This window comes from Bradyrhizobium sp. BWA-3-5, assembly GCF_032917985.1.
In the GTDB taxonomy this organism is placed as follows: domain Bacteria; phylum Pseudomonadota; class Alphaproteobacteria; order Rhizobiales; family Xanthobacteraceae; genus Bradyrhizobium.
The window spans coordinates 1,725,423-1,736,940 of record NZ_CP136626.1 but is presented as its reverse complement, the minus strand read 5'-3'; the positions used below and the strand labels follow the sequence as shown (position 1 = coordinate 1,736,940).

At 63.4% G+C, this 11,518-nt stretch carries 12 protein-coding genes and 1 other RNA gene; 6 read left to right on the top strand and 7 right to left on the bottom strand.

All coding sequences use genetic code 11. The features are described from left to right. Nucleotides 1-6 precede the first annotated feature (6 nt). The 6 genes from RX331_RS08410 to RX331_RS08385 form a co-directional block, all read right to left on the bottom strand. Nucleotides 7-513: a dihydrofolate reductase gene (locus RX331_RS08410; protein WP_317256133.1), complete on the bottom strand. Its 507-nt coding sequence runs from the start codon at nt 511-513 to the stop codon at nt 7-9. Beyond that, complete coding sequence (locus tag RX331_RS08405) at nt 513-998, bottom strand: GNAT family N-acetyltransferase (RefSeq protein ID WP_317256132.1); 486 nt, start codon at nt 996-998, stop codon at nt 513-515. Before RX331_RS08405 ends, RX331_RS08410 begins: the two co-directional genes overlap by 1 nt. 7 nt (nt 999-1,005) lie before the next feature. Beyond that, nucleotides 1,006-1,800 (bottom strand): thymidylate synthase, encoded by a 795-nt coding sequence (locus RX331_RS08400; RefSeq protein WP_317256131.1) that lies wholly within the window; start codon nt 1,798-1,800, stop codon nt 1,006-1,008. 176 nt (nt 1,801-1,976) lie between these two features. Next, nucleotides 1,977-2,960 carry a tripartite tricarboxylate transporter substrate binding protein BugD gene (locus RX331_RS08395; protein ID WP_317256130.1) on the bottom strand — a complete coding sequence of 328 codons (984 nt, stop codon included), beginning with the start codon at nt 2,958-2,960 and terminating at the stop codon, nt 1,977-1,979. 134 nt (nt 2,961-3,094) lie between these two features. Then, nucleotides 3,095-4,660, bottom strand: coding sequence for a tripartite tricarboxylate transporter permease (locus RX331_RS08390; protein WP_317256129.1), 1,566 nt, complete (start codon nt 4,658-4,660; stop codon nt 3,095-3,097). A gap of 7 nt (nt 4,661-4,667) precedes the next feature. Continuing rightward, on the bottom strand, nt 4,668-5,168 hold the full coding sequence (locus RX331_RS08385; protein WP_317256128.1) for a tripartite tricarboxylate transporter TctB family protein: 501 nt from the start codon (nt 5,166-5,168) through the stop codon (nt 4,668-4,670). 387 nt (nt 5,169-5,555) lie between these two features. Between RX331_RS08385 and ssrA the strand changes: the two genes are divergently transcribed. From ssrA to RX331_RS08360, 5 genes are all read left to right on the top strand, one after another. Then, nucleotides 5,556-5,913: a transfer-messenger RNA gene (gene ssrA / locus RX331_RS08380) on the top strand. Nucleotides 5,914-6,071: 158 nt separating this feature from the next. Then, nucleotides 6,072-6,587, top strand: coding sequence for an SspB family protein (locus RX331_RS08375; protein WP_317256127.1), 516 nt, complete (start codon nt 6,072-6,074; stop codon nt 6,585-6,587). Nucleotides 6,588-6,658: 71 nt separating this feature from the next. Beyond that, nucleotides 6,659-8,074, top strand: a complete 1,416-nt coding sequence (fumC, locus tag RX331_RS08370; protein ID WP_317256126.1) for a class II fumarate hydratase — start codon at nt 6,659-6,661, stop codon at nt 8,072-8,074. Between the two features lie 272 nt (nt 8,075-8,346). Further along, nucleotides 8,347-8,535, top strand: a complete 189-nt coding sequence (locus tag RX331_RS08365) for a DUF4169 family protein (protein ID WP_283034742.1) — start codon at nt 8,347-8,349, stop codon at nt 8,533-8,535. Further along, nucleotides 8,532-8,792 carry a ribbon-helix-helix domain-containing protein gene (locus RX331_RS08360; RefSeq protein WP_317256125.1) on the top strand — a complete coding sequence of 87 codons (261 nt, stop codon included), beginning with the start codon at nt 8,532-8,534 and terminating at the stop codon, nt 8,790-8,792. Before RX331_RS08365 ends, RX331_RS08360 begins: the two co-directional genes overlap by 4 nt. Nucleotides 8,793-8,987: 195 nt before the next feature. On the opposite strand, the gene RX331_RS08355 is transcribed toward RX331_RS08360, so the two are convergent. Next, on the bottom strand, nt 8,988-9,563 hold the full coding sequence (locus tag RX331_RS08355) for a tetratricopeptide repeat protein (RefSeq protein ID WP_317256124.1): 576 nt from the start codon (nt 9,561-9,563) through the stop codon (nt 8,988-8,990). A gap of 251 nt (nt 9,564-9,814) precedes the next feature. Between RX331_RS08355 and RX331_RS08350 the strand changes: the two genes are divergently transcribed. After that, the gene (locus tag RX331_RS08350) at nt 9,815-11,392 is read left to right on the top strand and encodes an ABC-F family ATP-binding cassette domain-containing protein (protein WP_317256123.1); all 1,578 of its coding nucleotides are present in this window, start codon (nt 9,815-9,817) and stop codon (nt 11,390-11,392) included. Nucleotides 11,393-11,518 lie beyond the last annotated feature (126 nt).

Below are 11,518 nucleotides of genomic sequence, written 5' to 3'. Positions count from 1 at the left end.
TTGGGGCTATTTGCGCCGACGATATGTCACATAGGAAAAATCGGCACTGTCGTGCGGGCCGGCCGGATTCCGCAGCCGCGCCACCTCTTCCCAGGCGGTTTCATCGATCGCCGGGAAATGCGTGTCGCCGTCGGGACGGGCATGCACCTCGGTAATCTCAAGCCGGTCGGCGCTATCCATCCATTGCGCATAGATTTCCGCGCCGCCGATCACCGCGATCTCAGTGGCGAAACGCCGCAGCGCGTCGCCCATGGCGACCGCTCTCGCATCGGTGAAGGAACGGGTAACCACGACGCCATCGGCGCGGAAGGTCGCATCGCGGGTCACGACGATGTTGGTCCGCCCGGGAAGCGGCCGGCCGATCGAGGCGAAGGTCTTGCGTCCCATCACCACGGGCTTGCCTATCGTCAGCGCCTTGAGGCGCGCCAGGTCGGATTTCAGACGCCACGGCATGCCGCCCTGCGCGCCGATCACGCCATTCTCCGCGACCGCGGCGACGAGAACGATTTCCATCAGCGCGTCCCTCGTGCGAGCGCCGTCAGCGCCGGGCCGTCGACGCGGCAGATCGTCCACTCGTCCATCATCTCGCCGCCGAGCGATTTGTAGAACGCGATCGACGGCGCGTTCCAATCGAGCACCGCCCACTGCAATCGCGACCAGCCGTTGGCGACACACTCCCTGGCGAGATGCACGAGCAGCGCCTTGCCGATACCCTTGCCGCGCTGGGCGGGACGGACGAACAGATCCTCCAGATAGATTCCATAGCGGCCGCTGAAGGTTGAGAAATTGACGAACCAGACCGCAAAGCCGACCGGCTCGCCCTCCCATTCGGCGATCTCGCAAAACAGGCGCGGACTTTCGCCGAACAGCGCCGCATCGATGCCGTCCTCGGTCGCCTCCATTTCGTGAAGCAGCTTTTCGTAGTCGGCGAGTTCGCGGACAAAGGAGAGGACAAGGCCGGCTTCGCCGGGGCGCGCACGGCGGATGTTGAGCGACATCAATCCCTCACACCGCGACTTCCGCCTTGATGTGCGGGTGCGGATCGTAGCCTTCGAGCGCGAAATCCTCAAAGCGAAACGCGAAGATATCCTTCACGTCGGGATTGATCTTCATTGTCGGCAATGGCCGCGTTGGCCGCGTCAGTTGCAGCCGCGCCTGTTCGAGGTGGTTGGAGTAGAGATGCGCATCGCCGAACGAGTGCACGAAATCGCCCGGCTTCAATCCCGTCACCTGCGCGACCATCATGGTCAGAAGCGAATAGGATGCGATGTTGAAGGGCACGCCGAGGAACACGTCGGCGGAACGCTGATAGAGCTGGCAGGAAAGCTTGCCGTTCGCGACGTAGAACTGGAACAGGCAGTGACAGGGCGGCAGTGCCATCTTGTCGACGTCAGCCGGATTCCAGGCACTCACGATCAGGCGCCGTGAATCCGGATTGCGCTTGATCATGTCGATGACGTTCGAGATCTGGTCGATGCTGCGCCCGTCGGGCGCCGGCCAGGAGCGCCATTGCGAGCCGTAGACCGGCCCGAGGTCACCGTTGGCGTCGGCCCATTCATCCCAGATCGAAACGCCATTGTCCTTGAGGTATTTGATGTTGGTATCGCCGGCCAGGAACCAGAGCAACTCGTGAACGATCGCCTTCAGCGGCAGTCGCTTGGTGGTCAGCATCGGAAAGCCGGCCGACAAATTGAACCGCATCTGGTGGCCGAAGATCGATAGCGTGCCGGTGCCGGTGCGGTCGTGCTTCTCCGCGCCGTCGGCAAGGATACGTTCGAGCAGGTCGTGATACTGGTGCATGGCGGTAGCTTCGGACCCTTGATCGGAGACGCGAATTTAACGGCCGGGATATCCGATCGACACGCCGATTCGGCGTTCATGCCCCGATTATACCCGGAAAAATGATGTTCCCCGGGATAAACGACAAGGGGCGGAACCCACGTTCCGCCCCTGCCCTATCCGCTTGATCAGGTGGATCAATTCACCGGCTTGAGCACCGGCGTCCACTTCGCGATCTCGTTCTTCACCAGCGTTCCGAGCGCAGCCGGCGTGCGATCGGCCGGCGCCGGGATGACGCTGCCGAGATCGAGCAGGCGCTTGCGCACGCCCTCGTCGTTGAGCGCCTTGACGACCGCGTCGTTCAGCTTGGCGACGACATCCGCCGGCGTTCCCTTCGGCGCGAAAATCGCGTTCCAGGCCTGGGCCTGGAAGGCCGGCAGGCCAGCCTCGGTGGTCGTCGGGACATCGGGCAGCGAGGGGTTACGCTCCGGCGTCGCCACCGCATAGGCCTTGATGGTGCCGCCGTTGATCTGCGGCACTGCGTTGACGATCTGGTCGCACATATAGTCGACCTGCCCCGCCACCAGCGCGTTCATTGCCGGACCGGTGCCGTTGAAGGGCACGCCGATCGGTTTGACGCCGAGCACCGAGTTCAAGAGCTCGCAGGAGACGTTGGAGACCGAACCTATGCCGGCATGCGCCGCATTGACCTTGCTCTCGTTCGCCTTGACGTAGGCGATGAACTCCTTGAGGTCCTTCGGCGGCAGATCCTTGCGCGCCAGGATCAGGATCGGCGTGCCGGCGAGCAGCCCGACCGGCTCGAAATCCTTCTCGGGGTGGTAGGCGAGCTTGGGATAGAGCGGCACGGAGGCGGCGTGCGTGCCCATATGCCCCGTGATCAGCGTATAGCCGTCATTGGCGGCGCGCGCCGCGCGCGTGGTGGCGGTGGTGCCGCCGGCGCCGACCACGTTTTCGATGATGATGGTCTGACCGAGCGTCTGCGCCATGTGGCCGGTGACGATGCGCGCGATGACATCGGTCGGTCCGCCCGCCGCGAACGGCACGATCATGGTGATATTGCGCGTCGGATAGGTCTGAGCCTTGGCCGGTGCAGAAAGCAATGCGAGCCCGGCAAGCACGGCCAGACAGCCGCTCGCCAGCGAGCGTCCATAGCCATTCATGTTAAGTTCCTTCAGCCCTTAAACAAATGCCGGCTCTCCCAAGCCGGCATCCGCCTCTAATATCAGTTCACGCGAAGTCGGCCAGACTTCAACCTGCGGCGGACAGCCGCAGGGTCAGTTCCAGCTCTCGCGGGTCAATTCTCTGACTCGACGAACACCTCTTCGCGTTTCTTGCGCAGCGTCGGCAGCACCGTCAGCACCAGCAGGGCCGCCGCAATCGCCATCAGCGCTGCGGACAGCGGACGCGTCAGGAACACCGACCAGTCGCCGCGCGAGATCAAAAGCGCCCGGCGCAGGTTTTCCTCCATTAGCGGTCCGAGCACCATGCCGAGCAGCAGCGGCGCGGGCTCGAAATCGTGCTTGATCAGCCAGTAGCCGACCAACCCGAATGCGCCTGCAATGATGACATCGGTCGGTGCGTTGTTCACCGAGTAGATGCCGATCGAGCAGAAGATCACGATCGACGGGAACATCAGGCGATACGGCACGCGCAACAGCCGCACCCAGATGCCGACCAGCGGCAAGTTGATGATGAGCAGCATCAGATTGCCGACCCACATCGAGGCGATCATGCCCCAGACGAGATCAGGCTGCTTCTGCATCACCTGCGGACCGGGCACGATGCCGTGAATGGTCATCGCACCGACCATCAGCGCCATCACCGCGTTCGGCGGAATCCCGAGCGTCAGAAGCGGGATGAACGAGGTCTGCGCCGCGGCGTTGTTGGCGCTTTCCGGCGCCGCAACGCCCTGGATCGCGCCGCGGCCGAACTTCTGCGGCGTCTTCGAGATCTTCTTCTCGAGCGTATAGGCCGCGAACGAGGCGATGACGGCGCCGCCCCCCGGCAGGATGCCGAGGATCGAGCCGAGCACAGTGCCGCGCAGGATTGCAGGCGTTGAATCCTGGAGATCCTTGCCCGTCGGCATCAGGCCGGAGACCTTTTGCTGGACCAGTTCGCGATCGCTTTCGCCGCCGGCATCGAGATTGCGGATGATCTCCGCAAAACCGAACAATCCCATCGCCAGCGTGGCGAAGCCGAGACCGTCAGCCAGTTCGGGAATGTTGAAGGCCATGCGCGAGGCGCCGGTCTCGATATCAGACCCGACCATGGAAAGCAGCAGGCCGAGGACGATCATTGCGATCGCCTTCAGCACCGAGCCTTTCGCGAGTACCACCGCGAAGATCAGGCCGAGCACCATCAGCGAGAAATATTCGGCAGGCCCGAACGCCAGCGCGAGCTTGGTGAGCGGCGCGCCGAGAATGGCAATCAGCACCGTCGCGACGCAGCCGGCGAAGAACGAGCCGATCGCGGCGATCGCCAGCGCCGGACCGGCGCGGCCCTGCTTGGCCATCTGGAAGCCGTCGAGCGCGGTAACCACAGAGCCGGCCTCGCCGGGAATGTTGACCAGAATCGACGTGGTCGAGCCGCCATACTGCGCACCGTAATAGATGCCGGCCAACATGATCAGCGCGCCCACCGGCGGCAGGCCGAAGGTGATCGGCAGCAGCATCGCCACGGTGGCGATGGTGCCGATGCCCGGCAGCACGCCGACGAGGGTGCCGACCAGCGCCCCGATCAGGCAGAGCAGGATGTTGACGGGGATCGGAATGGAAGTCCCGCCGAGGAAGGCGGGGGTCCACTGCACGAACTGGAAAACGACGCCGAAGCCCAACCCAAGATTTGAAAAAAGATCGCCCATCTCGCCCTCACCGGATCATGAAAGTCGGCAGGAGCTGCAGAGGCAGACCGAGCGCATAGGGAAACAGCAGGGCGCAAAATGCCGTCAGGCAGGCACCGACAATGACCGCTTCCATCCACCGCGTCTCCGGCGATCCGCATGCCGCGATCAGGAAGCTCGTCATGGCAGCGAAGATCATGCCCATCGGGCGGATCGTCTGGGAAAACGACAAGATCGCGAGCGTCACGAAGAACGGACCGCGCCAATGATATTTGGCAAGGTGCTGACCTTCGGTCAGAATGCCGACGGCGGTGATGGCCGCGCCCAATCCGAGCAGCAGGGTCGCGAACATCCGCGGTGCCGTGCCGGCGCCGAATGAGAAGCCGCGCATGCCCTGCAGATCGCTCGACGCCCACAGCGCGAACACGGCGATCGCCATCATGGCTATTCCGCCGATGAAGTCCTGCGGATTCCGAACCCATTTAGGCATGATAGATTTGACCGGCGCTTGGCCCGGCGTAGCGTTCATAGATACTCCTCCCCAAAGGCGGCTCCGCCCGCTTGTTTGGATGACCTGGAAGCTTGTCCCGGAAACTTGCTAGCGACTTTCGCCGGACAACGCCAGCAAAACCAAAAACGCTTTTGGGCCGAACAGCAAATGACGCCTTAAGACCATAATCGAAACCGCCCCCGGGCCCAGCGCTCGCAACCTTGCGATTGCAGCGCCGCTAAATCTCGCGCGTGACCTAGTCCCTCGGGCATCCAGCCCTGCTTCGCGCCGCCGAAAATTCATGCAGCGCCGGGCCACTCGCAACCCGCCGCACTCGCGAATGGATCGAGTCCGTGGCGAAACCGCAACTCGGCGACAGCAAAGCGAAAGTTCAGGGCTGTGTTCCCCTCCCGTTCGGGCCTGAAGGCCCTGTTTTTCTGCGGCCTTGCACCCTATATTGGGGGTGCCGGTTCGCCGGCTATGGAAATAAATGACCGTCGCAATAAACCATTCGGACCCGGGGGCAGTACCCGGCGCCTCCACCAAAGCCCACCCCGTAAGGAGCGGGTTTCGGCGGGGGCGAACCAGGATCGACGAGGGCGTAAAGGGCGAGTTTTTTCTCGGTATGGTTCCGCCGTTATCGGGCTATGCAATAGTTGCAAACGACAACTATGCTCCGGTTGCTCAGGCTGCGTAACGCAGTTTGAAAGACCAATCTAAAGTCCTAGCGGGTTAAGCTCCGCTAGGCGGGGTCCGGAGGCACCTGGCAACAGAAGCCTCCACTTTATTTCTTTTCACTTCCGGCCAGTGGGCCGTTCTGCCGCAATTCGGTCTGTCGCGCCTGCTGACCTGCGGCTCCTGCCGGGGTAGCATGAGGGCAAAGGGGCGAGTCGGGGGACCGGCGGCCGCAGAGGTAACAGGACGACCCGTAACAGGACGACCATGGCAACCGATCATATCCGTTATGATGTGCTGGCGCGCGACGCGCTGCGCGGGGTGCTGCGCCGTGTGCTGGCCGACGCCGCCGAACACGGCCTGCCCGGCGAGCATCATTTCTTCATCACTTTCCTGTCGACCGCCGACGGCGTGAAGCTGTCGCCGCGGCTGCTGGCGCAATACCCGGAAGAGATGACCATCATCCTGCAGCACCAATTCTGGGACCTCGTGGTGACGGACGACCGTTTCGAGGTCGGGCTGTCCTTCGGCGGCATTCCCGAGCGGCTGGTGGTGCCGTTCGCGGCGATCAAGAGCTTCCTCGATCCTTCGGTGCAGTTCGGCCTGCAATTCGAGCCGTCTGAAGCCATCGCAGAGGAGTCGCCGGCAAAGCTGCCGGCCGTGCCCACGCCGTCCGCCCTGCCTGTCGCCGCGCCGGAGGCGGCCGTGGAAAACAACGACGAGCCGGCGAAGACGAGCGAAGGCGCCGAAGTGGTTCGGCTGGATCGCTTTCGCAAGAAATAATCCAGGCGCGGGAAAAACCGCGACGCTGTAGTGTGTCCGTTCCGCCATTTCACGGCAGACGGACATTACGCATGGCTCGATCAGAAACATCCGGAAACAAATCCACCCGCAGCGAGACCGACAGCTTCGGCCCGATCGACGTCGCCGCCGACCGCTATTGGGGCGCACAGACCGAGCGCTCGCGCCAGAACTTCAAGATCGGCCAGGACCGCATGCCGATGGCGGTGGTCCATGCGCTCGGCATCGTCAAGCTCGCCGCCGCGCAGACCAACCGGGAACTCGGACTGCTCGACGCGCGCAGGGCCGGCGCCATCATCCGCGCCGCGCGCGAGGTGATCGACGGCAAGCTCGACGATCACTTTCCGCTGGTGGTCTGGCAGACCGGGTCCGGCACGCAGACCAACATGAACCTCAACGAGGTGATCGCCAACCGCGCCAACGAGATGCTGGGCTTCGAACTCGGCGCCAAGAAGCCGGTTCATCCCAACGATCACGTCAACATGAGCCAGTCGTCGAACGATGCATTTCCGACCGCGATGCACATCGCCGCCGCCGGGCGCATCACGTCGGACCTGATACCGGCGCTGAGCGAACTGCAACGCGAGCTGCAAAGGAAGGAAAAGGCGTTCGCGAAGATCGTCAAGATCGGGCGAACCCACACCCAGGACGCAACGCCGTTGACGCTGGGGCAGGAATTTTCAGGCTACGCCGCGCAGGTCGAAAGCGGCATCGCGCGGCTGAGGACGGCGGTGAAGGAATTGCTTCCGCTGGCGCAAGGCGGCACCGCGGTGGGAACGGGCCTCAACTCGAAACCGAAATTCGCCAAGCTGTTCGCCAGGCAGGTTGCCGGCATCACCAAGCTGCCCTTCACCAGCGCGCCCAACAAGTTCGAGGCGCTGGCTTCCAACGACGCCTATGTCTCGGCGCATGGTGCGATCAATTCGGTGGCAACCGGACTGTTCAAGATCGCCAATGACATTCGCCTCTTGGGATCGGGCCCGCGCTCCGGTCTTGGTGAATTGGTCTTACCAGAAAATGAACCGGGCTCGTCGATCATGCCCGGCAAGGTCAATCCGACGCAGTGCGAGGCGATGACCATGGTCTGCTGCCAGGTGTTCGGCAACCAGACCGCCGTCACCATCGCGGGAAGTCAGGGGCATTTCGAATTGAATGTTTACAAACCCGTATTGGCATATTGTATGATGAATTCCATTCAACTGCTGTCGGACGTCGCGCGCTCGTTCACCGAACATTGCGTGGTGGGGATACGCGCCGACGAAAAGCGAATTCGCGAATTGATGGAGCGTTCGCTGATGCTGGTCACCGCGCTGGCCCCCAAGATCGGATACGACAACGCGGCAAAGGTCGCCAAAGAGGCGCACGCGCGCGGAACTACACTGAAGGAAGAAGCGGTACGTCTCGGGTTTGTGAACGCCGCCGAATTCGAACGTCTGGTACAGCCGGACAAAATGACACACCCCGGCTGACGGTCCCCGGTCGCCCCCCGGGAAACTACGGATGATGCGTATAAGTTATGGATCGTATGTAGAGAATGAGGTTGATCATCTATCGTCGCTGCGCCGACACATGATAGGAGCAGGAAAATTCAATTTTCGCAGAGCGAAATTTATTCTTTGATGCTATCAGAGGGCGGTACACGGGGATTCCGAATGACCAATCAATTTGCGTGCGCACCACTCGACATTTTTCCCGCTGATGATTCATCATGCCTTCGAGTCGCCGGATGATGGAGGCGAACATGGGAGACGTGATCAACCTGAAGAGATTCAAGAAGCGCAACGAGCGGGAACAGTTGGCAAAGCAGGCCGACGCCAACCGCGCGCGGTTCGGCCGGACCAAGGCCGAGCGCGCCCTCGATGAGCGGCGCAAGGACCGCGCCGCCGATGTCCTTGATCAGCACAAGCTCAATGACGGAGACGCGTCATGAAGTCGCCCGTCGTCAAACGCTCGATCGTCGTCGCCGGCCACAAGACCAGCGTCAGCCTCGAGGAAGCTTTCTGGAACGGCATGAAGGAAATCTCGGGCCTGCGGAACATGACGCTGTCCGAGCTGGTCGGCGAGATCGACAGCAATCGCCAGCAGGGCAACCTGTCCTCGGCGATCCGCCTGTTCGTGCTCGACTACTTCCGCACCCGCGCCATGCCGGCGGCTGTGGCGTCCGAGGCCCCGCGGCCACAGGCTTGAGGGCTGCAGGCTTGAAGTTCAATCGAGGCGAGCGCGCTGGCGCGCCCGCCCTTTTTCGACGCAAAGGCTAAAGCGCGATGAGATTTGGGTGAATCGTCATCGCGCTTTAGATCTTTGTTTGAGCATGATCTCCGCGCAAACGCGTTCCGCGTTTGTCGCGAGGGAAAACCGCTTCACACTTTTCCGGATCATGCTCTAGTAAACCAGTCCTGTGCCGGGCGGCTTTTCCAGTGCCGCGGCGAGCGAGCGATACTCTTCGCAGGAAGTGCCGCAAATCGCCGCGATCCGGGCCAGATGATACGAAGCCTGGTCGCGATTGCCCTGTTCGATCTGCCACAGGCCGTAATACTGCCAGGTCAGCACATGGTTCGGGTCCGCTTTCAGCGCGCGCTCGTACCAGGTCTGCGACAGCCTGTAGTCGCCGAGCTTCCGATAGGAGTAACCGATCAGGTTGGCGACGCCGGCGTTGTCGTCGTGTCCCAGCGCCTTGAGCTGGTCGATGGCGGCCGCATAATCGCCGCGTTCATAGATCGTCGCATGCGCGGCGCGGTAACCCTGCCGGAACGCCGCATCGTCGAGGCTCGACTGCTTGGCGGATTTTTTCTTGGCTTTGGTTGTCGATTTGACCCCCGACGAGGTGGGCGGCGGCGGTGGGGCGGCCGACGGCGGGTCACCACCACCGCCCGCGGCAAAGGCCGGACCGGGTGGCGAAGCGACCAGGGCCATCGAAAACAGTGCCAGCGTCGCGAGCTTGAGTGCCGATTTCATCATGCGAACCTCCGGTTTTCCTGCGTAAGCTAAAGTCCACGGTCCAGCCGCAGATACAGACCCCGCTGTGCCCAGACTATTCCCGCCGCCCCAAGCGCCCACAGGATACGCTGGACGCCAATGACGCCAACGCCTATTTAAGTGGCGGCGCCTAACCGGCGGAACCCATCACACAGCATCCCTGGAGAGAGAAATGGACTTCGCAAAGCTGACCAAGCCCCGCGATTTCAGTTCATTTTTGGAAAACTCTCTCCATGCCTGGCCTTCTCGTCCTGGATTCCATCTCCCTCGCCACGCCTGACGGACGCAAGCTGTTCGATGGATTGACGCTCGCCGTCGGCGGCGAGCGCACCGGCTTGGTCGGCCGCAACGGCAGCGGCAAATCCACATTGCTGCGCCTGATCGCGGGCGAAATCGAACCCGCCAGCGGATCGGTGCAGCGCATCGGCAGGGTCGGCATGCTGACGCAGCTCGCCGACGAGCGGCTGACGGCCGGCGAGGCGCTCGGCGTTGCCACCGGCCTCGCCCGGCTGCACCGGCTCGAACGCGGCGAAGGCTCGCTGGATGATGCCGCCGAGGCGGACTGGACGCTGGCAACGCGGATACAGGCGGCGCTGGCCGAAGCCGGGCTGCCGTCGTTGCCGCTCGATCGCCCGACTGCTTCGCTCAGCGGCGGCGAGCGAACCCGCGTCGCACTGGCGCGTCTGTTGATCGATGCGCCCGATTTGGTGCTGCTGGATGAGCCGACCAACAATCTCGATACCGACGGGCGGCGGGCCGTGGCCGAACTGCTGGCGCGCTGGCGCGGCGGCGTTCTCCTCGCCAGCCACGACCGGGCGCTATTGAAACACGTCGATCGCATCGTCGAGTTGACGCCGGTCGGCATCACTATCTTCGGCGGCGCGTGGCCGGCGTTCGCCGAAGCGCGCGAGGCCGCCCGCGCCCGCGCCGCCGGCGAGCTCGACCGCGCCTCGGATGCCCTGCGGAGCACCGAACGCGCGCTGCAGAAGGGGCGCGAGAAGAAAGCGCGCCGCGACAAGGCCGGCCGCGCCTGGCGCGCCAAGGGCATCGAGGACAAGATGTTCATGGACCGCGAGAAGGAGCGCGCCGAGAACAGTGCCGCGCGCGACAGCCACCTCGCCGCCCGCCTGCTCGGCGACCGCATCGAGGCGCTGGAGACGGCGAGAGCGCAGGTCGAGGTCCTGACGCCGCTCTCGATCGAGCTGCCGCGCACCGATCTGCCCGGCGGCCGCGAACTGATCGCGTTCAGGGATGTCGTCATGAATTTCGGGGAGCGGCATCTGTTCGGCCCGCTCTCGTTCGAGGTCCGCGGACCCGAGCGGATCGCCATCCGCGGCGCCAACGGCTCCGGCAAAACGACATTATTCCGCCTGCTCACCGGCGAGCTGAAACCGGCACTCGGCGACATCGGCAGCTTCACCGACCGCATCGCCGTGCTCGACCAGCACGTCGGCCTGCTCCAGCCTGACGCGAGCATCCTCGACAATCTGCGATGCCTGAACCCGGAGCTCTCGGCCAACGAAGCCCACGCCGCACTGGCGCGGTTTGCGTTCCGCAACCGCGCAGCGCTGCAGATCGCCAAAACCCTGAGCGGCGGCGAGCGGCTGCGCGCCGGCCTCGCCTGCGTCTTCGCGCGGCAGCAAGCCCCGTTCCTGTTGCTGCTGGACGAGCCGACCAACCATCTCGATCTCGCTTCGATCGAGGAACTGGAAGGCGCGCTGAAAGGATTCGACGGCGCGCTGATCGTGATCAGCCACGACGAGACGTTTTTGCAGGCGATCGGAATCGAGAGGGAGATCGTGCTTGGCTAGCCCGGCACCCATAAGCCCCGCTGCGTGAAGAACCGCACCAGCCGCGGCGCCATTCAGAGCCCTTTGGCCAAGCTGTGAAATGTTCTCGGCTGCCGGAACGCCTCCCGTAGCGGCCGAGTTAATTCG